Origin of the sequence: Paenibacillus sp. 203, assembly GCF_037027525.1 — a bacterium.
GTDB classification, from domain to species: Bacteria; Bacillota; Bacilli; order Paenibacillales; family Paenibacillaceae; genus Paenibacillus; species Paenibacillus polymyxa_B.
Genome location: NZ_JAXCHD010000002.1, coordinates 409,671 through 433,419, shown reverse-complemented (window position 1 = coordinate 433,419; position 23,749 = coordinate 409,671). Strand labels below are relative to the sequence as shown.

Genomic DNA, 23,749 nt, shown 5'->3' with positions numbered 1-23,749 from the left:
AGTTCCTCCTGTGACGTGTTGCAAATAAGTTAATACTGTTGATATGTATTCTAGCAGGAACTGTACATTTCATAAATATTCCTGATCTCCGATTGTTTTGGGTAATAATAAAGCATGGACTTTACATTGAATTTTCATTATAGTAATTCGGTATGAATAAATTTGAAAGGTAAGCAGGAGGGATGGCTTTGGCTTTTGGAGCACGGGTGTTAAAAACGGGAATCGCAGTGACGCTCGCCCTTTTTCTGAGCACGCTTTTGAACACCCATTCGCCTGTGGGGGCAGCGATAGCCGCTATTTTTGCCATGCAACCGTCGATATATAGGTCGTGGCGTTATTTTCTGGATCAACTCCAAACAAGCACACTCGGTGCAATCATGGCGTTGCTGGGCGGAATGGTATTTTCGAATGAGCCGATTGCAGTTGGACTGGTATGTGTATTGGTACTTATGATATGTCTGAAAATAAATATGGCTGATACGGTTGGATTGACACTCGTGACCGTTGTTTCTGTAATGGAAGCCTCAGGGGACTGGAAATTTGCGGTGACCCGCTTTGCGCTCACTTTGATTGGGATTGTGTCTGCTTTTGTCATCAATGTTAGTGTTTTTCCCCCGAAACCGAAAAGGCAGTTTATTAATCAGATTCAAAATGTATTTAACAGCATGTCCTTGCTGCTGCGTACTGCCATTTCCGATGAGATTAAGGAGTCTGTCTTCAAAGAGGAAAAAGGAAATCTGGAGGGAGCCATTAAATCGCTGTCGGACAAATATCATTTGTTCGAGGAAGAGCAGAAGAAGCTCAAGCGCTCCAAGTTTAGTCAAACGAGACAAATGGTAGTATACAAACAAATGCTCGGAAGTTTGCACAAAGGATATGAGGTACTGGATGCAGTGGAAAGACACTATTTCCAGTCTTTACGGCCAAAGGGAACGGATGCTTTTTTTGACAGTCATCTGGAGCTGCTGATTCGTTTTCACGAGCATGCTCTACTGAAATTCGAAGATAAGCTAAAGCCGAATGAGGACGAAAGTGAATTGTTTCAGCAAGCCAACGGTGAATTTATGAAGCATGCGATTACACGTTTTGACCATTGTCAGGAAGGAATGCTGCGGCTGTCCATCGTCGCTGCGGCGATGTACGATTATGGTCATCAGCTGGAGAGGTTGAGCAGACTGGCCGATCATATTCATCCTGTAGAAGAGAGCAGATAGGCGAATTTCCTAAAGAAAAGCGACCGCATTCATCAATCAGATGGACGGTCGCTTTTTTATGTAATGAATTCAAGTATGTAAGAACAGGTTAATAGATGGTTGCCAGAACACACAAAAAAAGCCCGCTGGTTGCGAACAGGGACTGAACTTGCTACAATAGAGGATGCTCTGTTTAATGGTGAAACCATATGCATAAGTTGTTAATTACACTTCTTGTTACATTATAGCATGCTTCAAAGGATTAGTCAATTTTCCCGGATCAGGGGGATGCCGCGAGTATGCCCGGGTCCATAATAGAGCATAGTTTGTACGCAAGGGAGCCCTGCATGAGCAGGAGGAAACGGAACAGGAGCGATGCCAGTGACTACTGAACAGCAATGGAATGAAGAACAACGAAGAGTAGAAGATGTGACCGCAGTGATTAGCGGGCGTATTCGGAAGCTAGAGACAGAGGTTGGTTCTGTGCGCGGAGATGTCGTCGATATGCGTAAAGACTTCTGGGATGAGGTAACGATCAATTTCAGTGAGGCGGACGATGTGGGCGAGACGTCCACCAGTTTGCGTCAGCAGTCTGAGATTTTGTCTGAGCGGGAACGAAGACACAAGCATTCCACAGAGGCGTTAGGTCGTTTGAAAAAGTTGCTTGATTCACCGTATTTTGCACGAATTGATTTTGCTGAGGAAGGACAGACTGCGGAACGTGTTTATCTGGGGATTGCCTCCCTGCTGGATAATCAAGATGAGGAATTTCTGATCTACGACTGGCGCGCGCCTATTTCCAATCTTTATTACGATAACATGCCGGGGCCTGCCTCATATAAGACCCCGGCCGGGGAGATGGAAGGGGAACTCACGCTTAAGCGCCAATTCTCGATTCGTGATGGACAGATCCGTTTTATGTTCGATACAGGGGTGACGATTGGAGACGAACTTCTTCAAGCAGTATTGAGCCGCAGCTCGGATGCTCAAATGAAAAGTATTGTCGCTACCATCCAAAGGGAGCAGAATCGCATCATCCGTGATGATCGAAGCCGGATGCTCATTGTTCAGGGGGCGGCAGGAAGCGGCAAAACCTCTGCTGCGCTTCAGAGAGTAGCGTATTTGCTGTATAAGTACCGGGATCGCTTACGAGCGGATCAGGTCGTGCTATTTTCGCCTAACCCGATGTTTAACAGTTATGTATCGACAGTATTGCCTGAATTAGGTGAGGAAAATATGCTTCAGGCCACGTTTCAGGAATATTTGGAGCGGCGTTTGGGCCGGGAGTTTCAGTTAGAAGATCCATTTGAACAGCTGGAATATGTGCTTTCAGCATCGTTACAGCCTGGGTATGAAGCTAGGATGGAGGGTATCCGCTTTAAGTCGTCCAAGACGTTCTTACATGTGATTACAAGCTACAAGACGTATTTGGAACAGGAGGGAATGCGTTTTAAACCCATCCGTTTTCAGGGACGTGAGGTGGTTTCAGTAGAGCAAATGGCACGCAAGTTTTATGAATTCGACTCTACGGTTCGGCTGGCGAATCGATTGGAACTGCTACGGGATTGGATGCTCAAAGAGCTGGCCCGCTTTGGTAAGGAAGAATGCTCCGCCCCATGGGTGGATCAACAAATGGATCTGATGGAGCCGGAGGATTATCAGCGTGCCTATAACCGCATGCGCCGTAAATCCAAGAATAAGGGCGATACCTTCGACGATTTTACGCGTGAAAGAGAAATATTGGCGCGTATGGTGGTCAGTGGCCGCTTAAAGCCCCTGCGCAAATGGATTAAGGCGCTTCGCTTCGTAGATACGACCCGGCTCTACAGCGAGCTGTTTATGAATGAGGCATTGTTGAGCCAACTGGCGAATCATGCAGAGCTGCCCGTCAGCTGGGGTGAAATTAGTCGACAAACTCTGGAACGAATTCGGGCTGGGGAGTTAGCGTATGAGGATGTGACACCCTTTTTATATTTGCGTGAGCTGATGCTGGGCTTTCGTTCCAATAGCAACATCCGTCACGTGTTTATTGATGAGGCACAGGACTATTCCCCATTCCAGCTGGCGTTCTTCAAGCGTTTATTTCCACAGGCTAAAATGACGGCACTGGGTGATTTTAATCAGGCGATCTATGCCCATGCCTCGGTGCTTCAGGATGCAGAGCCATTGTATGACTTGTATGGTGCAGATCAGACCGAGATGATTTCCCTGACACGCAGCTATCGCTCAACACAGGAGATTGTGGAATTTACCCGGGGGATGGTCGCTGGGGGAGAGCACATTGTACCGTTTAACCGTAAAGGTGAGAAGCCTCTTGTAACCGAGGTGCGTTCGCTTGAAAAGTTGCATCAATTGATAGTTGGGAATGTCACAGAATTGTTGGCAGAAGGCTATGAATCCATCGCAGTGATCTGTAAAAATGCTGACGAAAGCGCGGCAGCCTACGAAGCGCTGGAAGGACAGCTGTCAGTGAAGCCAAAACTAATTAAGAAAACAACTCCTGCTTTTGAAAAGGGGATTCATATCATTCCGGCCTACCTGGCAAAAGGCGTGGAATTCGATGCGGTTCTGATTTATGACGGATCAGCGAAACAATACCAGCGTGAGAGTGAGCGTAAGCTGTTCTACACCGCCTGTACGCGAGCGATGCATCTGCTGCATATTTATAGCATAGGGGAGATTACGCCATTCGTGAGTTTACGGGATTCGGATACGTATACCCTCAAAGTGGAAGAAAGTGATCGTGTTCTATAGAGAGGACATTGGCAATCAGCCGGGGACAAATGCCTTAGAAACCCATGTGATGCCTGAATAGATGTAGAGCTGGCTGGCATTATGGAGCGTATTCCAGTAACATAAGCAAATAAGCAAAACAGGTAAGAAGCATAAACGGAGGTTACAAACGTAATGGACATGAAGAGTGTATTTCAACGCCCGTCGCTGGCGGACTGTGTACCCGAGTTGGTAGCTACAGCTAGAGGAGAGCGCAAGGCATCGCTGGTGATCCGCGGAGGAACACTGGTCAATGTGGTATCGGGCGAGTTGCTGCCGGGCATGTCTATTGCTGTGCAAGGTTCTCGTATCACTTACGTCGGTAGGGACGTCAGTCATACGATTGGAGAAGACACCATAATCATTGAAGCGGAAGGCCGCTATATGGCACCGGGGTTACTGGATGGACATTGTCACATCGAAAGCACGCAGCTGACCGTAACGGAGTTCGCTAAGGCTGTACTGCCGCTGGGAGTGACGGGTGGTTTTTTTGACCCGCATGAAATTTCCAATGTACTGGGTCTAAAAGGGCTTCGTCTGATGCTGGACGAAGCACGTACGACACCGCTGGCTGCTTACATGCAGGTGGCTTCTTGCGTCCCGTCCACAGGTCCGGAGCTGGAAACGACGGGTGCCTCCTTCGGCCCGGCGGAAGTCGCAGAGGCGTTAAGCTGGGGCCCGGATATGATCGGGCTGGGCGAAGTCATGAATTTCCCTGGTGTCGTCTATGGAGACGATGTGATGATCGGGGAAATTCAGGCCACGCTGCGCGCGGGCAAGGTGGCGGATGGCCATTTTACATGGGCCTCCGATGATTGGCGGCTGCCGGTCTATGCAGCCGCGGGAATTACGGGCGACCACGAGTGTGTCACGCCCGAGGATGTAGCCGAGCGTATCCGGCTCGGCATGTATGCCAAGATGCGGCAAGGCTCCGCATGGCATGATGTGGCCGAGACGATCCGAGCCAGCACGGAAATGGGTCTCGACACGCGCCGCATGATGCTGGTAACGGATGACCGCAGCGCAGAATCCTTGCTCCATGAAGGGCAGATGGACTTCGTCGTGCGTCATGCCATTGCACAGGGCGTCAAGCCCGTAACCGCGTTTCAGATGGCCACGCTGAATACGGCAGAGCGCTTCGGCGTGGCACGGGACATCGGATCGATCATTCCGGGTGCGATTGCCGACATTATTTTGCTTGATGGCCGATTGGCCGAAGTGAATGTGACGGCTACCATCGCAGCGGGCCAGCTGGTGGCCGAGCACGGTCAAATGGTCGCCGATTGGGACGGCTTCGTTTATCCTGCGGAAGTGATGGACACGGTCCATCTGGGACGAGAGCTGAGTGCTGCAGATTTTCGCATTACGGCTCCAGTACAGGAGGGGAATGTACCTGTACGGGTGATTCGTGTTACGGAAAACCACGTGGACACGAAGGAAGTGCGAATGACCGTTCCGGTCCGTAATGGAGAAGTCACGGCAGATCCTGCACAGGATTTGTGCAAAATAGCCGTTTTCGAGCGCCATCATGCCAGTGGCAGTCACACGGTGGCACTTGTGACAGGTGTCGGCTTCACCGAGCCGGCTGCGATTGCCATGACCGTCGCGCATGATAGCCACAACCTGCTCGTCATTGGTAATGATGACGAGCTCATGACCCAGGCGGCGAAGCAGGCTGTTGCCCTGCGTGGCGGCGTGGTGGTCGTATCCGCCTCGGGTGAGACGCGCTTCCCGCTGCCTATCGCCGGGCTGATGTCCCCAGCTCCGTTTGCAGAGGTAGCCGCGCAGTCCGAAAGTATCAGCCGGGCGCTTCAGCAATCCGGCTGCATGCTGAACAACGCGCTGATGACACTGTCACTGCTCGCACTGGTCGTTATCCCTGAAATTCGTCTGTCGGATCAGGGGCTTGTCGTGATCGGAGCGGATGGCATCCGCAAGGTATCTCTTTTTGTGGAAGAGGATGCTGCGGAAGTCTGATAGAACACGTCGCTGGGGGTTGTCCTACAGGTCTGCCCAGACCTGAGGGATAACCCCTGTTTTTCATACACGAAGTCAAAAAAATATCCTCGATTCCTTTATAAAAGTCAAGGAGCAGTGAGCAGATGCATCCCTATTATCGTTCATTAGAAAAAATGGCTCATCATGCCTCGATTATAGAGCAGGATTGGAACAGGTTTGTAGAGCAAACCTGTGTGAAGCATATTCAGCAGGGAACGGTTCTCATTGAAACGGGTGAGCCTGTGAAACATGCCTATTTTTGTTCAGAGGGATTATTTCGTTTATTTTATACATTAGCAGATGGCAGAGAATATAATGTTGGTTTTTCGCCAGAAGATGATTACGTAACCTCTTATGGGGCTATGATCCAAGGAAAACTATCCACTTTTTCGATTGAGGCCATGGAAGATTCGATTGTCATTGAAATTCCATATCACGTGTTGAAGGAGCTTATGGATACAAGCCATATGTGGGAAAGATTCGTCCGTAAAAGTGTAGAAAGACTTTATATTCGAAAAGAGGAACGGGAGCGCGAATTATTGTATCTTTCCGCTAAGGAGCGTTATCATGCTTTTCTTCTCAAATACCCCGGATTGGACAAACGAGTTGCCCAATATCATATAGCTTCGTACATAGGCGTCTCCCCCGTATCACTTAGTCGTTTGCTGCGTAGTGATCCGCATTAACCTATGTTAATGCGACGTTGTAGACAATCAGCGTACAATAACGATAAATCATTCAAGCTTCACCAAAAAAGGAGATAAGGCATATGCGTTATATGATGATTGTATTATTGGAGTTCTACCCTTCCTGGCTGGCTCTACCTCGGGAGGAACGTCGAAAACATGCGGGGGCCTTGCAGGCTACCATTCAAAAATATAGCGAACATGTTCAGATTCGTTTTTTTGATGCAGAAGCACTGCCTGGAAAGGACTACACTGATTTCGTCGTATGCGAAACGGAGGACATGAAGCAATATCACTATATGTGGGAAGAAATTCGCGATTCGGAGCCGTATACCAAAGGATACATGAAGATTAAAGATGTAGTGATGGGTATGGAAAATGCTTTTCAGTCCTATGAGTCAGAAATGCTACAGATGGGAAAATAACGTCATTCCGATTTCTATGTAAAATGAAGAGTTCATCCTATATACGATTAAAAAGACGAATTCCTGTGCTGTTTATGTTCAGCTGGGAATTCGCCTTTTATCTTTTGGAGACGAAAAAGTGTAATAAGAAAAATCACATTATACAACTGTGTTACTTATAATCTTCAGAAAACCGTTCTTCTCAGCGGTATCCATTAACTGATTAATGGATTTTCTTGCGGTATCGTTAAACAAATACCACTCATCTTTCGATACGTCATGAATCAAAATCTCTGGATATTCTGTTGAAAGTTCAGATGGAACAGGACTAATTAAAGAATAAATATCAAAACGAACTAAGCTTTTCCCTTTTTGGCCTAAAAAATCATATTGTGCATTTTTATAATAAGATCCAGGTGTGTCAATAGTGAAGCTCCAAGAGTAGTTTGCAGGTGCTTCGACCTTTTCACCTATGTTTTTTGCGAAAATATTATAAATGGTTTCATTATATGCATTGCCATGAACTTGCTGAACTACCCCGCCCATAAACATATGGTATTCCTGTTGAAGTGCTTTTACTTGTACACCGTTTATGAACAATGGTTTAGTATCAACAGTCACTGCAAAGTTGCTGTAATTAACATTGCAGCCAAACGCCTCTGCAATAAAACGAAGTGGAACATATATGCGATTATTTTTCGTATATGGTTTTACATCAAGCAGCATCTTTTTACCATTTTTCTCCGCTATGCTTCTGTTTACTGCTAATTTTACTTTCATCTCGCTTTTAGCGAGAATAACCTCGGAATCGGACCATTCGACACTAGCCCCCAAACTTTCGCTCATAACACGTAGAGGTACCATGGCGCGTTTATTCTTCATTTCGGGCTTCACATCGGATGTAATAGTCACACCGTCAACTTTGATCTGATTTTGTGCTGCATAAGTAGTGGACGATGAAATAAATAAAAAAATTGCAAGAAAAGCCGCAAAGAATGCTTTTTTCATAAATGATTACTCCTTTTTCGGTTAAATTTGTTGCGCAGTAACTTTCCCCCATATGAAGACGCAACTGGATAAAAAAACGTTGCGCTGTCCTGTCCGTTAACTTAACGTAACAACCAGTTTGTACTATTTAATTACCTTCCGATATTTACCAACTAAAAATTACTAATCTTCCTGGAGAATTATGTCGATAACATTGAATATTATTCATAAAATTTATCAAAGTAAATCCTTAGGGGGAAAGTTAATGAGAAAACAGCTAAAAGTTGCGATTTCTCTAGTATGTTTAATGATGTTTATAGGTTGTTCAGCTTCACCAGTATCACAGCAGACGACCAAGATTACACTTTTGAATTCCAAATCAGAAATCAAAACCCAATTAGAAGAAGTAGCAAAACAATACAATCAAGAGCACCCTGAAGTATCTTTAGAGATTATAACCGCTCCTGAGGGGTCGTCTGCATATCAAAAGCTGATGTCGATGTACGGCTCAGGAAGTCCAGCAACGATGTCGATGCTTGACCCGGGCGACACGCAGACATTCCTGGATAAAGCCGTTGATTTAAGTAAAGAGAAGTGGGTAGCCGATACGATAGAAAATGGACTTGATGCAGTTAAGAAAAACGATGCTGTGCTGGGATTCCCATTTGCAGTGGAAGGCTACGGATTAATCTATAACAAGAAAGTATTGGACAAGGCAACAGGGGGTTCTTTTGATCCTTCTTCGGTGAAAAGTAGAAGCAACCTGAACTCATTAATGGCTAAGATTCAGAAGACGGGAGTAGCACCGGTCATGCTTTCACCAATGGACTGGTCTCTCGGCTCTCATCTTTTAGCTCTGTCTTATTCTGTTCAACCTGGGGGGTTTCCGGAGTTTGTTAAGGGTATGCAGGATAACATAGACATGTCCCAAAATAATGTAATGTCTGGATGGGTACAAACTTTAGACTTGCTCAAGGATAACAGCATCAATAAGAATTCGCCTTTGGACAGCACGTATGACGATGGAGCCAAAGCATTAGGAGAGGGAAAAGTGGGGCTTTGGTTTATGGGAAACTGGGCTTGGGCTGGGATAAAGAGCAATGATACAGCAAATGAGGAATACGGTTTTTTGCCTCTTCCGTTAAGCGATAATACGGATGACCCTAACAATGCTAAAATTACAGTCGGTGTAACAAAGTATATTTTCATTGACTCCACAGCTACCACACCTCAGGAGCAAGAGGAAGCAAAGAAGTTTCTGAACTGGCTGGTATACGACAAGTCCGGACAAGATTTTCTGGTAAACAAGGCTAATACGGTACCTGCGTTCAAAAATATTGATTTAGAGCCTGCCGATCCTTTGGGACGATCGATCAAGTCGTATATCTCGACCGGAAAGACACTGCCGTTTATGGCAACCCTTCCACCTGATCATGCGGCCATCACAGGAGCATCTATCCAAAGCTACCTCAGTGGAAAGATAGATAAGGCTGAGCTGTTGCGCCAAATACGCATATACTGGAAAGCTCAGCAGTGATGATACGAGACCAGTTACGGGAGGAAGATAAAGATGTTTAAATTAACGTTAAAGAAAAAAATAATTAGTGCAGCGCTCATACTGGTTATCGTACTGTCCCTTTCAAGTGTTATAGGCGTCATTAAGATGTCGGAAATGGGTGAGGCTTCTGATAAGGTAAATAACAGGTCTTTACCCGCGGTTATTCTTCTTCAAGGTATGGATAAGCAGATTACAGAAATTGATAGACTCACCGTTCGATTGATACTTGAAGAGGATGCGGCTGTTCGCAGCACTTATCAAGAAGAATTAACCAAAGCTACAGCTTCAATGGATAAGAGTGTAAATGAATATCAAAGTTTAGCCTCGACAGTAGAGGAAAAAGAACTGTTCACCAATTTTTATGGTCAGTGGGCAATGTATCTTCGCCATCTAAAGGTGGTTTCCGCTGCTATGGAAGAAAACGACAAAGTGATGGCCTACATGATCATTCATGGAAATTCTTCTATTTATAAGGCAGCATTAGACAATGTAAATAAACTGAAGTTACTTAATGAGCAGTACGCTACTGATGCCGCTAATCAATCGAGTCAATCTTACCATTCAGGTAGAATTTTGATGATTTCTCTGACTATCATATGTACGATCCTAGGAATTATCGGTTCTTTTTTACTGGCTCAATCGTTCACTAAGCCCATATTAAAGATTGCGGAACAGATAAAGCTGGTAACGAGGGGGGACCTGCAAGTGGAGCCCCTTAGAGTCCGGTCAAAAGATGAGGTCGGGGAACTGGCATCCGATTTTAATGAAATGTGCGATTCACTGCGCAACCTTTTAAAGGAAGTTGTGGATAATTCCTTACTGGTTGCCTCTACGGCTGAACAGTTAACGGCCAGTGCGGAACAGACAAGCATCGCTACCGAGCAGATAGCTATAAGTGCCACACAAGTCGCAGAGGGATCTCAGACACAGCTTGCAGATATAGCTGAAACGCTGAATTACACGGTAGACGTTTCTAAAAGTGTAGACAACATAACCAATCGCTTTGTTCATGTGGCTAATCTCACAACCCAAGCACAAGAAAAAGCAAACAACGGGAAAACCCAAATGTCTTCGACTGTCTTCCAAATAAGAGATGTGCATACCAAGGTAACTCAATCCGCTGAAGTGGTAAATATTCTAGGCGAAAAGTCGGCGGAGATTAAACAGATCACAGCTATGATCAGTGATATAGCAGCCCGAACCAACTTGCTTTCACTAAATGCGAGTATAGAAGCTGCAAGAGCGGGAGAGCAGGGAAAAGGATTTGCGGTTGTCGCTTATGAAGTACGCAATTTATCGGCACAAGCAAGTGAAGCAACGGGCAAAATTTCTTCGCTGGTCAACGAAATCACCTTAAGAACAGATGAAGTTGTGGTTTCAATGAATGAAGGTGTTCAATCTCTGAATGAAGGCATGATGCTTGTCGAAGGTGTAGGTAACGTTTTTTCTGAGATTGTGGGTGCCGTTGAAGAAGTGGGTAGTGAGGTGGACACGGCGGCTTTAGAAGCAAGATCCGTAAATGAAGGAACCGTTTCTATGGTTGAATCGATGAAGAAAATTGCTGAAATCTCCGAACGTGCTGCAGATTCTACTCAAACAGTCGCAAGCGTAGTCGAGGAAACTACCGCATCCATGCAGGAAGTGTCTGCAGGTGCTAACATGCTTGCCAAGAGAGCGGAAGAGATGAATCAAACGGTGTCGGTATTCAAGATTTAAATAAGCTTCAAATCAAGTGGAGTTAAGAGCGGCAGCGTTGGACGAGAAAAAAAGTCTTAGACTGCCGCTGTTTTGTTAAGCTCAAACCATTAGATTACGAATGAACGGCTTCAGCTTTTTTGGCTGCTCTTTTCAGATCCTGTTTACGACGTTCCTCCAGATACCGCTCCCCATTCTTCTTGTCTGCTGTCAGTGTAAAGCAGGATATGATGGTGAACAGGCCTGCAATGGAACCTAGAATTACATAAGTTATCGGGAAATTCAATACTTCATACATATGTCCCACAATGGGCGAGAAAATGGAAACCACCAGGGAGCCCATAAATAAATACAGCAGGTACATGGTGGAGGACAAGCGCTGGTCAAAGTTAACGGTAATGTATTTGAAGATGGCAACCAGAATAAGCGGTTTCTCCAGGGAGTGAATCATCTTCATTGCAGCTACCCATATGGAACCGAATGGCAACGAAGAGCCGATAATACGCAAAGACATGATCGACCCGGCAATAATTAATGCCCATTTGGCGGTCGTTTTGTTCACAAACCAAGGGGTAACGAAAAGGAACACAAATTCTAGGAAAACCTGCACAGCGCTCAAATCGCCGAGGAATTGATTTCCTTCCGCTTTGGAACTGAACTGTGATACGAAGTATGTGGCAAACTGTTGGTCATATACCTCATAGATTTGGGTCACGCCAACCATGAATAGCATAAGAAACCAGAACTTTTTGGTACGTACGAGATGCAGCACATCGATTAGCTTCAACGACTCTGTTTTCTGCTGCTCCTGTCCGGACATTTCGACTTTGGTCAGGAAGATGCAGATCATGGCAACAACGGCAGATACCGAGGCAATCCAGAAGGTCAGATTTACATTGATATTGATGACCCGTCCTGCAACAAAAGTAGCCGCCGCCCACCCAAGTGAACCCCACATACGAACCCGCCCGTATTCAAAGCCATATTTACGCGAAACTTTGTCCATATACGAATCGACGACCCCGTTACCTGCATTAAATACCAGGCCGATAAATAGCGCACCAACAATGGCACCAATGACGAACTGCGTTTGAAGTAATGGACCGTACACATAGATAAAAAAGGGTCCGACGAGCAAAAGAATTGTAAAGAGTATGTACAGCAGATGTTTTCTCAGACCCAGCTTGTCGGATAAGTAACCGAACAGGGGTTGCATAATCAAGGCCACGATTGAGTTAGCCGCATATAGAAATCCCGTGTAGGTTTCTGAAATTCCCAGGCTTTGTCCCAGCCAAATGACAAAAAAAGACATGGCGGCAGACCATGTAAACAGATAAGCGAAGTTAAAAATACTCAGAGACCAATAGTTGCGTTTTGCCAAATTCATCATCATGTTTAAGCACCCCTTCAAATTGTAGCCGCTCAATGTGTTGCCAACGTCAATATGTATTGTCTGTACTATTAATTGTAAGGATTATTCACTCGCTTCCATAGGGCATTTTCCCAAGATTTCCTGTGCTTATTTCAATCAGTTGAGAATTCGCATAAAACAGCAGATCCTGATATGGATTAAATGGGAGCTCAAACTATTTTAAATATGTTGAAGAAGAATAGTACTATATCTACATCTTGTAAGAAATAAGTCCTAAGTGTAAAATTCTCTTATAGTTCATTAAGCTCACTAATTTCATTCTGCAAGTACAAAGTTACTTGAAATACTGATCGTATATAGAGTATTGTGTAACGATGAGTTAAGACGAAACCCGCTCATCCTAAAGGCACGGGTTATCACTAGGCTCTATTAACATATATTTTATAAATTAAAAAGAAAACGAATAAAACAAAATGTTGTGAGTTCGTAGTTGGAGGATTTATTATGTCGAAAAGTGTTTCTTCGTCCTTTATTATCATTATAGGCTCAATGCTATTTGCCTTATTTTTTGGTGCAGGGAATCTAATCTTTCCACCTATGCTTGGGCAAATGGCTGGAAAGAATGTATGGGTAGCCAATGCGGGTTTCTTGGTTACCGGAGTTGGCTTACCATTACTAGCCGTCACAGCCTTTGTTTTTTCGGGCAAAAGCAATTTGCAAACTTTAGCGAGTCGTGTACATCCTGTATTCGGCCTTGTCTTTACAACAATTCTTTATCTGGCCATCGGGCCTTTATATGCAATTCCTAGAACCGGTAGTGTGTCATTTGAAATTGGAGTAAAGCCTTTTTTTTCTAACAATGCAGATCATCCTGTCGCACTTGTTGTATTTACTATTCTTTTTTTTGGAGTTGCATGCTTGTTATCGCTTAATCCTACAAAAATTATTGATGTTATCGGAAAGTTCCTAACACCCATTAAATTGACATTCATTGGATTACTTGTGATTGTAGCTATTATTCACCCAATAGGAAAATTCCAAGAACCTGCGGAAGGTTATACATCGAATGTCTTTTTCAAAGGCTTTCAAGAGGGTTATTTAACATTGGACGCTCTTGTAGCCTTTATTTTTGGAATTATCATTGTGAATGCAATTAAGGATAGAGGAGTCACTACAAAAAAAGAGTTGATGATCATTTGTGCCAAAGCGATAGCAATTGCGGTTATACTCTTAGCTTTTATCTATACGTCTCTTTCATACATGGGAGCTTCTAGCGTTGAAAAATTGGGTGTTTTGGGAAATGGCGCTGAGGTGTTAGCTAAGGTTTCCTCCTATTATTTTGGATCTTATGGTTCTATTCTATTAGGCTTAATGATTACAGTAGCGTGTTTAACGACAAGTGTGGGGCTTATCACTTCCTGTTCTTCCTTTTTTCATGGATTATTTCCAAAAATCTCTTATAAAAGAGTTGCTCTCATGTTATCTATATTTAGTGCTCTTGTAGCCAACATAGGTTTAACACAGCTTATTAAGGTTTCAACGCCAGTATTAATGGCAATATATCCTATTGCTATTTCTCTTATATTTTTAACTTTTTTACATCCCGTATTTAAAGGAAAGCCAGAAGTATATCAAGGCAGTTTGATATTAACCTTTATCGTTAGTTTATTTGATGGCTTGAATGCTGCTGGAATAAAAATTAATGTAATTAATGACTTTTTCACTCATCTTCTTCCATTATATAATGTAGGGTTAGGGTGGTTAATTCCCTCTGTTTTAGGAGGTGTAGCTGGCTACATATTTACTAAATTAAGAGGAAGAAAAATAATTTTAGTACTTTTGAGGCCCAAAAAGAATAAATGATTTACCCTATGGCATATTAGTCTGTTATATAAGGGACAGCAAGCGCCTGATCTGCTTCGTGCTGCTTACGGTACTGCGAAGGGGTCAGGCCGTTCCATTTTTTAAAGGTCGCAATAAAATAGCTTAAATTGTCAAAACCAACATCCAGCGCAATATCAACCACTTTGCGGTCACTTTGCTCCAGCAACCTGCAAGCCTTCTGAATCCGATGATAGTTGATATATTCTACCGGGCTTTTCTGAACCATCTGCTTAAAAAAACGGCAAAAATGCCCCTCACTCATTCCAATCTCATCTGCGATCTCCCGTAAACGTATAGGTTCATGAGCATGACTGTTGATATACGCCAGCGCTTTTTTGATCCGTTCAACTTTGTTGCGTTGACCCGCCATAATCACATCCTCTCCGTTAGCAGGGGTCATGTGTGGAAACAGGCAGGCAATTATGCTATAGAGCTGCGCCTTGGTCGCCAATTCACGGGCAGACGCATTCTGCTCATGGCTGGTGATAATGTGTCGCAACGCAACCAGCACCTCTTGCTCCCAGGGCTGCACGCCTCGAATGTGAGGGGGAGGGACAAGCTTTTTACTGATAAATGGGTCAATAAACTGCGTCTGTACCGTATCCTGCGTGCGGCTGTGCAGCATGTCTGGATGAAACACCACCGCAGAAAATATGCAGCGAGGGCTTTTTTGTAAATAACCGGCGTGAAGCTCGCCGCTGTTGACAAAAAGAGCTTCACCTTGGTTCACCTCCGTATAGACCATATCCGTCTGAAAAATGGCGCTTCCCTGCTCCACTACGATAAACTCCATCTCTTCATGCCAATGAGACTCCAGTATACTATTTCCGTTCAACTGCTCTACGCTCGGATATACGCTGACTGGGTACATGGGATTGCCGTGAATGCGGTTTTCCCGCAACATTTCCCTTTGCATTTCAACGACTCCTCTTCTGCAAACTGATTTATATAGAAAACATCAAAATATTGATACAATACGTCAAAATAAACGAAGTAAACCCTTACATAAATCAATATTATTATAGTAAGGATTTCGAAAAAATCCAACAAGCGATTTGGGATCAAGAAATAAAGATTGAAGCGGAGGAAGTAACAGATGAAATTTACTGATGGCTATTGGATGGTTCGCAAGGGCTATGAAATACAAAATCCTGCTGATATCCGTGATATTGTGACGGACGATGCTTCCATGACGGTATATGCAGCGACCCACCGGATCGAGCACAAAGGAGATACACTGAACGGAGCGTTGCTGAAAGCGACCTACAGCTCGCCTATGCCGAATGTCATTCAGGTGCGTCTGAACCACCATAAGGGACGGGTGCATCAGGGGCCGAATTTTGAAATTCACACCTTGCCAACAGAGGTAGATATTACAGTGGATGAGGACGCAGCGGTACTGAAAAGCGGCGATCTGAGTGTGCGAGTCGGTCGTGGGAAGAGCTGGGATGTAGGCTTTTATGTCGAGGATCGTAAAGTCACAGGCAGCGGACATCGGGGACCAGGCTATATTACAGACCCGCAGGATCAGCCTTTTTTCCGAGAACAGCTGGAGCTGGGCATCGGTGAGTACGTATACGGACTCGGAGAGCGTTTCACCCCGTTCGTAAAAAATGGCCAAGTGGTCGATATCTGGAATGAAGATGGCGGGACTAGCAGTGAGCAGGCCTATAAAAACATTCCATTTTATCTTTCGAATAAAGGGTATGGTGTGTTCGTCAACCATCCGGAAAAGGTATCCTATGAGATTGCATCGGAAAATGTATCAAAGGTTCAGTTTAGCGTCTCCGGCGAATCGTTAGAGTATTTTATTATTGGTGGAGCTAACCCTAAAGAGGTACTGGACAATTACACCAAACTGACGGGTAAGCCTGCATTACCACCAGCCTGGACCTTTGGTTTGTGGCTGACCACTTCGTTCACAACAGATTATGATGAAGCGACCGTGAACCATTTTGTGGACGGGATGGCTGAGCGGGATCTACCACTCTCGGTATTCCATTTTGACTGCTTCTGGATGAAGGAATACCAATGGTGTGATTTCCAGTGGGATCAAGATATGTTCCCAGATCCAGAAGGCATGCTACGGAGATTGAAGGCTAAGGGCCTCAAAATCTGCGCATGGATCAACCCGTATATTGCAGAAAAGTCCATTTTGTTCGATGAAGGCATGGAGAATGGCTACTTGGTCAAAACAGCTGATGGCAGCGTTTGGCAATGGGACCTGTGGCAGGCAGGGATGGGGCTGGTTGACTTCACGAATCCGGCTGCTGTCGCATGGTACCAGGATAAGCTGAAGGTGCTGATCGATCAGGGCGTGGACTGTTTCAAAACCGACTTTGGTGAGCGTATTCCAACACATGTAGTTTATCATGATGGCTCTGACCCAATGAAAATGCATAATTATTATACGCATTTGTATAACAAGGCAGTGTTTGAAGTGCTGGAGGAAAAGCTGGGTAAAAATGAAGCAGCGTTATTTGCACGTTCTGCTACGGCCGGGGGGCAACAGTTCCCAGTTCACTGGGGCGGAGACTGCTCGTCGACGTATGAGTCGATGGCAGAATCATTGCGGGGCGGATTATCACTTGGCTTGAGTGGGTTTGGCTTTTGGAGCCATGATATTAGCGGCTTTGAACTAACGGCTGCGCCGGACTTATACAAACGGTGGGTGCAGTTTGGACTTTTATCCTCCCATAGCCGACTACACGGAAACGTGTCGTACCGTGTTCCTTGGCTGTTTGACGAAGAGTCAGTCGACGTGGTACGCAGCTTTACCAAACTCAAATGCTCGCTGATGCCACACCTGTATGCTTCTGCTGTGGAATCCTCGGTGAAGGGACTGCCGATGATGCGGGCTATGGTGTTGGAATTCCCGCAGGACCCAACCTGTGCAACGCTCGATCGACAATACATGCTAGGAGATTCCATTTTGGTAGCTCCGATCTTTAATAAAGAAGGCAGTGTACAGTATTATGTACCAGAGGGTCAGTGGACGAATTTACTTACGAATGAGAGAGTGTCAGGTGGTCGTTGGGTTAACGAGCATCATGATTTTGCAACCTTGCCTGTGCTCGTGAAGCCGAACACACTGTTAACAATTGGTCATGAGGACAGTCGTCCGGATTATGATTATGCAGATCAAGTGGCACTTCATTTGTTTGAGCTTGCAGAGGGGCAACAAGCTCGAACGGTTATCGTGAATACGTCAGGTGAAGAAGAGCTAACGGTTACTGCCAGCCGCAAGGATTCTGTTATTACGGTGAAGGCAGAAGGTGCTGTTAAACCATGGTCGATAGTTCTGCGCGGTATCCACGAGGCTGTTCAAGTGGAGGAAGGCAGCAGCCAGTCGGGAGAACAGGGTGTAATCATTACACCAGCTTCCAGCGGACAGCAAGAGCTTACGATTCACTTGGGCTAGATAAGGCTCTAGAAAGTGGATGAAGTATGTCATAATGTAGCGATTATATGCAAAAAAAGGGCTTGCCTGATCCAACAGGCAGGCCCTTTTTGATGCAGATTTTTGCTAGAGCCAGTTGCAACTTTTAGCTCGGTATCTATTCCTTATCCATTCTACTGGAGTAGCAGCGGTACAATATACTGCCGGAAAATATCCACAGAAGCCCGTTTCTTTTTGAATTTATCAGCGGTAACGACAACAACCATGTCATACGACGGGACGACAACAATGTATTGCCCACCGAAGCCGAGAGCGTAAAAATAGTCCCTTTCAGTTCCTGTCTCTGTTTCATCTGAAAAGGAAGAAGTCCACCAGTGCCAGCCGTAAAATGCCTTTTGTGGTTTGGCAGCAGGAAGAAACGGACGGGTTGAATATCGAACTGTCTCTGTTTGGATGATCTGCAGTCCTTCCCAGCCTCCTTCGTTCAGATAAAGCCGCCCGAATTTGAGCATGTCCATCGGCCTGAGATGCAGTCCGAATCCACCCGTATGCGTGCCCTGAGGATCGGTCTCCCAACGGTAGCTTTCGATACCGAGCGGTTGGAATAATTGCTGCTCGGCAAATTCAGCAACTGTTTGTCCAGAAACATTACGTAGTATGGTGGCCAAAAGTTGAGAACAGCCAGAACTGTATTCCATTCGCGTCCCTGGCACATCCGATAATGGCTGTGAAAGCACAAATTGCACCCAGTCTGACGTTTTGCTCATGGTAGGAAAAGAATTTTGCCCGCCAAATTCCGTCCAGTTAAAGCCTGCAGACATCGTCAGCAGATGTTCAATCGTCATATCACGCTTTCGAGAATCACTATCTGTGGCCAACTGGGGAAAGAATTCGAGGATCGGCGTCTCCGGTTTCGGTCCCCGTTGCTGGTCCATAGCGATACTAACTAATGCAGAAATCACGCTTTTAGTACAGGAATTTATTTTATAGAGTTCGTTAGCAATTTGAGGTTCACGATAATAATTCATGATCATGTTACCCTGCTGCTCAATAAGGCAGCTGCGGGTTTCCAACTCGTTAAGCACGTGAATAAGTGGATTGAGTTCCAGACTTTTCATGCAGATCCTCCTTGAGGCTTATGGCATACCAATACATAGTATATCATTTAAATAGTCTGAAATTCGAAGGGTACAAACTGAAAACAGTTCATTTACCTAATTTTGAATTTTTTTGTTTTTTGATATTAAAAAAAATATATATGTTCACTGAATAGACACAAATATATTTAAAAATCTATACACTTTTTCTGTTTCATTCAAAAAAACAGTCAAATAAAACGATATATAGTAAGTTGGACATTTTATTCAGAAATAACTGGGGGACCGATTCATGAATTTAACCATTAAGGCCAAAATGATTCTTAGCGCGATACTGATTCCGAGTGTGATTGCAGCCATGCTGCTGACCAATTACATTTTAAGCGTACATAGTGAGAATGAGTACAAGGACATTATGAATCGTGAAGAGGCTATTGCGTATAACTCGAAGTCTCTTCAATTTTTGTTAAACGGTATATCTAATGATGAGCGGGCATATTTGCTAACTCGTGACGAACAGTACGGGCGAGAGATCGGAAACAAGCAGAGTGAAGTTGCAAAGTTGCTACAGGAGACAGAAGCTCTGCTTAGTACAGGTAATGAGGATTCTAAGAAAAAGATGACTGATCTCAAGACGGGAATTAATACCTATATGAATCAAGTTCATCGCTTACTGACTACAGCGGGGTATCAGAGTACAAGAGATGATGCTTTCCCGCCATTTTCTGATTTGCTCGATGATTTTGAAAACGAACGGGTGTTGCGCAAGCAACTTGATACCAAGGTAGTAGCCTTTGTCAAAGCTCAAGAGGATATGGTGACGGTGAAAGTACAGCAAGCGCACCAAACGATGACGAATACATCCTTGATTACGAGTGTTGTAGGACTTCTAGTTATCATTTACAGTATTTTTCAATCCATCGTGCTGATTCGTTCCATTCGTCCATTACACCATATGAATGAGCAGTTGTTGGAAATGTCTGAAGGTGGGGGAGATTTGCGTAGCCGACTGGATATTACGTCCAAAGACGAAATCGGTATGATTGCAAGCTCCTACAACAAGCTTATTGAGGGATTCCGCAGTATTATAGTGGATGCTCAAGATACGGCGCGTACATTAACCGTAACCGCAGAGCGGGTTAGCGTAAGTACAGAGGAAATGAATCAGGCCAATCGTCATACTTCCGGTGTAATGGAAGAGCTAGCGGCTGGTATGGAGCATCAGGTCGATGATATTACACAAACTACAGATACCGTGAAAGAGCTAGCCCACGAACTGGAGCATATTGCAGCTACGAGCCAGCAGGTGTACGAGTTATCTGATACAGCCGCTAAAGATGCAGAAGCAGGAGAACAATCTATAGGTCAGGCTATGCGTCAGATGGAAAAGGTAAGCGAAAGTGTAGACAGCTCTGCACGTGCTGTGCGTTCACTTAGTGAACAGGCCGAACAGATTGGCATGATTGGAGCTGTCATTACCGGAATAGCCAAACAGACAGGAATGCTAGCGCTCAACGCGTCGATTGAAGCGGCAAGAGCCGGAGAGCAGGGGAAAGGATTTGCTGTTGTAGCCTCTGAGGTAAGAAGATTGGCCGAGCAGGTATCCGTTTCAGCAGCAGAAATTACACAATTTGTGCAAAATATTCAGGAGCATGTTGGAAATGTCGCTTCCAGTATGCAGACAGGTACGGTTGAAGTGCAGTCTGGAGTAAAGGTCATGCAATCCGCAGAAACCGCGTTTCGTCAGATTGGGAGTTCCATTCAACAGGTCAGCGAACAGATTCATAGTGTAAATCGGTCTGTAGAACAAATGTCCGGCGGATCCGAGCGAATGGTGGAAGCAGTAGAACGTATTCGTGAAGTAGCAGAGCAGTCGGCAGGGGGAACCCAGAGTGTCAGTGCGGCGGCTGAAGAGCAACTGGCTTCCATGGAGGAAATTGCGTCTTCCATTCATACACTGGCGGATATGTCGCAACTTCTGAATGCAAGGGTCGGTGGATTTAAAGTGTAGCCGCATAAATTGCCACCAATGTAAACACAATAACATCTGTTGAACGAATCAGAACAGCTGTGTTATTACTTTGCAAAGGTGGTAACGGGATGCAACAAAATAAAGGGAATCTGCTTGCGTTAGGTTCCATCCCGCTGATGATGACGCTGGGTAATTCCATGCTGATTCCAGTCTTACCGGAAATCGGACGTAAGCTACATGTAAGCTCTTTTCAGATTAGCATGTTGATTACAGTATATGCGGTGGTGGCCATTTTACTGATACCGATTGCGGGCTATCTTTCCGACCGATTTGGCCGTAAGGCGGTGATTGTTCCCTGTCTGATTCTGACTGTGATTGGAGGGGGGATTTCTGCTGTGGGAGCATGGCTGCTTCACGACTTGGCAGCTTACTGGACCATTATTGCAGGCCGTCTACTTCAGGGTGCGGGAGCGGCAGGGGCTTTTCCTATAGTCATTCCACTTGTGGGTGATCTGTACGAAAACGAGGATGAGGCCAGCAAAAACCTAGGGGTAGTTGAGACCTACAACACATTTGGTAAAGTGTTAAGTCCGATACTCGGTGCCGCGTTAGGAGCTGTTCTATGGTTTTTGCCATTGGCGGTGATTCCGGGGCTCTGTCTGATTTCGCTTATTTTAGTGCTTTGGCTGATCCATGTGCCTAAGCGTAAGAAGCAACCGATTATGTTTCGAGAGTTTGTGGGTAATGTGAAGCAGGTGCTTGCCGAAAAAGGACGCTGGCTCTATGCTATTTTTGCTATGGGCGGTATTTGTATGTTTGTCATTTTTGGCGTCCTGTTTTACTTATCTGACATACTGGAAAGTCGTTACAACCTCCATGGAGTATGGAAAGGTTTTGTGTTAGCCATTCCGCTGATTTCCCTCTGTCTGTGCTCTTATGTAGGAGGCAAGATCATCGGCAAGCACAAAAAGCGCATGAAGTGGATCGGTTTCAGTGGTTTGGCCGTATTGACGATCAGCTTTGCCATTCTCGGATTTTTCCAAAATATTTATGCGGTGATCGGATTGTTTACGTTAGGGGGCGGCGGGATTGGCCTCGCACTTCCTTGTTTGGATTCCCTCATTACGAAGGGAATTGAAAAAGAGGAGCGCGGAACCATTACTTCGTTGTATAGCAGCATGCGCTTTGTCGGGGTATCGTTAGGCCCTCCGGTTGTTTCACTGCTGCTGGGTCGCAGTGGACATGGTCTGCTTTTTGGCGTGATGGCCGCAGTGGGAGGCATTGCAGCTATGCTGATGCTGTTTGCGGTCAGACCCAAGCAGGATGAACCCACAGATGACAAATCCACTGACCCTATGAATGTGGATAAGGGGCTAACCGATGTGTCCCGAGAAAAGCCTCTTTCTCCCAAGCTAAGACGCAAAGCTCCTGTGAAATAAGAAATAACACCCGTTGTCCATGAAATTATGGCAACGGGTGTTTTTGAAAACTGAGCAAGTATAAACTAATATTCATTTGTATATCATAGACTTACCCTTCTAGAGGGGCATGTGTCTTAGGCTTACGGCTTGCGACGATTTGTATGACATAGATCAGTAAGAACAGTACAATAAACAGCGAGGAGAGGCGGTACATCCACGCATAATCACTTGCTTTGGCGATAATGCCAAGTATAAGCGCTCCGGCTGCAACCCCAAAATCGAGGGAATTGAGAAACATTCCGTTTGCCATACCCCTCTGTTTAGGAGACACGACCTGAATCATCCAAGTTTGCAGGGTCGGCTGCATGACACCAAACCCGATACCGTAGCAAAGAGCAGACATATACATGAAGACATCACTGTGCGCGTAGGATAGCAGGATCAGACCGCCAATTAAAAACAGGGAGCCGGGGATGAGCAGTGCTTTTGCCCCCTTTTTGTCATAAATACGGCCCGAGAAGGGACGCACGATCAGCACGGATACTGCATTAAACAGGAAAAAGTAGGCAGGGTGCGCCAGATTTGCTTCATCCCCGTAAAGCGCCATAAAGCCGAGTAACCCACCATATGTGATAGACATCAGCATGTTCAACAAGGCGGGAATCCACAATTTACGGTTAAATGCCGGTTTTCGCCCTTCTTCCAAAGGAACCATAGGTGGTTCGATGTGCCCCTTAGGTAGTGTACGAATCAGCCAGTAAGCCAACGGGAATATCACAACAATTACAGCTGCTGTCGTATAGGCAAGCAGGTTGAAACTCCCGTATTGCAGCATCGAAATGCCGATGGTTGGCCCAATCGACATCGCTAGACTGGTGGACAGACTAAAGAAACCCATTCCTTCACCGAGACGTTTGGGCGGGATGACATCAGAGGCCATCGTTGGAAAGGCTGTACTACTCATACCGAAGCCGATCCCAAATAACATCCGCATGAGCAGAAGCACTGTAATCGTAGGTGAAACACTGTACCCCAGCGTTCCTGCCAATGCAAACAGTAGGCCCACGAAGATCAGGGTACTGCGGTGTCCTTTTTCCAGCATACGGGCTGAAAAGAGTCGTGCTGCAATCGCACTTAAAGCGAATAAGGTGGTAACGAGACTCACCTGAACGGAACTAGCGTGGAATGTATTTTTCACATAAGAAGGAATGGAAGATAGGATCATCTGTAATTCCAGGAATAAAAATAAATTGGAAACCGTAAGAACGATAAATTCCTTGGTCCAAAGAGGTTGCTTGCCTTGTTGCATA

At 45.3% G+C, this 23,749-nt stretch carries 16 protein-coding genes; 11 read left to right on the top strand and 5 right to left on the bottom strand.

Going from position 1 to position 23,749, the window contains the following annotated elements:
* The first annotated feature begins 182 nt into the window (after positions 1-182).
* The 5 genes from WA407_RS05150 to WA407_RS05130 all read left to right on the top strand — a co-directional run bounded on the left by WA407_RS05150 (position 183) and on the right by WA407_RS05130 (position 7,074).
* The gene (locus WA407_RS05150; RefSeq protein WP_172828310.1) at positions 183-1,214 is read left to right on the top strand and encodes an FUSC family protein; all 1,032 of its coding nucleotides are present in this window, start codon (positions 183-185) and stop codon (positions 1,212-1,214) included.
* Between the two features lie 354 nt (positions 1,215-1,568).
* Positions 1,569-3,947, top strand: a complete 2,379-nt coding sequence (gene helD, locus WA407_RS05145; protein WP_336076912.1) for an RNA polymerase recycling motor HelD — start codon at positions 1,569-1,571, stop codon at positions 3,945-3,947.
* A 153-nt stretch (positions 3,948-4,100) separates the two neighbouring features.
* On the top strand, positions 4,101-5,942 hold the full coding sequence (locus tag WA407_RS05140; RefSeq protein ID WP_336076911.1) for an adenine deaminase: 1,842 nt from the start codon (positions 4,101-4,103) through the stop codon (positions 5,940-5,942).
* A 125-nt stretch (positions 5,943-6,067) separates the two neighbouring features.
* On the top strand, positions 6,068-6,649 hold the full coding sequence (locus WA407_RS05135; RefSeq protein WP_336076910.1) for a Crp/Fnr family transcriptional regulator: 582 nt from the start codon (positions 6,068-6,070) through the stop codon (positions 6,647-6,649).
* An 83-nt stretch (positions 6,650-6,732) separates the two neighbouring features.
* Positions 6,733-7,074, top strand: coding sequence for a darcynin family protein (locus WA407_RS05130; RefSeq protein ID WP_336076909.1), 342 nt, complete (start codon positions 6,733-6,735; stop codon positions 7,072-7,074).
* A 138-nt stretch (positions 7,075-7,212) separates the two neighbouring features.
* On the opposite strand, the gene WA407_RS05125 is transcribed toward WA407_RS05130, so the two are convergent.
* Positions 7,213-8,061 carry a copper amine oxidase N-terminal domain-containing protein gene (locus WA407_RS05125; RefSeq protein ID WP_336076908.1) on the bottom strand — a complete coding sequence of 283 codons (849 nt, stop codon included), beginning with the start codon at positions 8,059-8,061 and terminating at the stop codon, positions 7,213-7,215.
* Between the two features lie 244 nt (positions 8,062-8,305).
* Between WA407_RS05125 and WA407_RS05120 the strand changes: the two genes are divergently transcribed.
* Positions 8,306-9,577 (top strand): ABC transporter substrate-binding protein, encoded by a 1,272-nt coding sequence (locus WA407_RS05120; RefSeq protein ID WP_336076907.1) that lies wholly within the window; start codon positions 8,306-8,308, stop codon positions 9,575-9,577.
* 33 nt (positions 9,578-9,610) lie between these two features.
* Entirely contained in the window at positions 9,611-11,314 is a 1,704-nt protein-coding gene (locus WA407_RS05115) for a methyl-accepting chemotaxis protein (RefSeq protein ID WP_254327887.1), read from the top strand.
* 94 nt (positions 11,315-11,408) lie between these two features.
* Here WA407_RS05115 and WA407_RS05110 read toward each other — a convergent pair whose 3' ends face one another.
* A complete protein-coding gene (locus WA407_RS05110) occupies positions 11,409-12,683 on the bottom strand; it encodes an oligosaccharide MFS transporter (RefSeq protein ID WP_165175755.1) in 1,275 nt (424 codons plus the stop codon).
* 486 nt (positions 12,684-13,169) lie between these two features.
* Here WA407_RS05110 and brnQ point away from each other — a divergent pair, with 486 nt between their 5' ends.
* Complete coding sequence (gene brnQ, locus WA407_RS05105; RefSeq protein WP_336076906.1) at positions 13,170-14,528, top strand: branched-chain amino acid transport system II carrier protein; 1,359 nt, start codon at positions 13,170-13,172, stop codon at positions 14,526-14,528.
* 16 nt (positions 14,529-14,544) lie between these two features.
* Here brnQ and WA407_RS05100 read toward each other — a convergent pair whose 3' ends face one another.
* Positions 14,545-15,465: an AraC family transcriptional regulator gene (locus tag WA407_RS05100; protein WP_336076905.1), complete on the bottom strand. Its 921-nt coding sequence runs from the start codon at positions 15,463-15,465 to the stop codon at positions 14,545-14,547.
* A gap of 180 nt (positions 15,466-15,645) precedes the next feature.
* Between WA407_RS05100 and yicI the strand changes: the two genes are divergently transcribed.
* Complete coding sequence (yicI, locus tag WA407_RS05095; RefSeq protein ID WP_336076903.1) at positions 15,646-17,970, top strand: alpha-xylosidase; 2,325 nt, start codon at positions 15,646-15,648, stop codon at positions 17,968-17,970.
* A 152-nt stretch (positions 17,971-18,122) separates the two neighbouring features.
* On the opposite strand, the gene WA407_RS05090 is transcribed toward yicI, so the two are convergent.
* The gene (locus WA407_RS05090) at positions 18,123-19,067 is read right to left on the bottom strand and encodes a serine hydrolase domain-containing protein (RefSeq protein WP_336076902.1); all 945 of its coding nucleotides are present in this window, start codon (positions 19,065-19,067) and stop codon (positions 18,123-18,125) included.
* A gap of 271 nt (positions 19,068-19,338) precedes the next feature.
* On the opposite strand from WA407_RS05090, the gene WA407_RS05085 reads away from it, so the two are divergent.
* Positions 19,339-21,057, top strand: coding sequence for a methyl-accepting chemotaxis protein (locus WA407_RS05085; RefSeq protein WP_336076901.1), 1,719 nt, complete (start codon positions 19,339-19,341; stop codon positions 21,055-21,057).
* An 89-nt stretch (positions 21,058-21,146) separates the two neighbouring features.
* Positions 21,147-22,457: an MFS transporter gene (locus tag WA407_RS05080; RefSeq protein ID WP_235308079.1), complete on the top strand. Its 1,311-nt coding sequence runs from the start codon at positions 21,147-21,149 to the stop codon at positions 22,455-22,457.
* A 91-nt stretch (positions 22,458-22,548) separates the two neighbouring features.
* Here WA407_RS05080 and WA407_RS05075 read toward each other — a convergent pair whose 3' ends face one another.
* A complete protein-coding gene (locus WA407_RS05075; protein WP_336076900.1) occupies positions 22,549-23,748 on the bottom strand; it encodes an MFS transporter in 1,200 nt (399 codons plus the stop codon).
* Position 23,749: the final 1 nt, after the last annotated feature.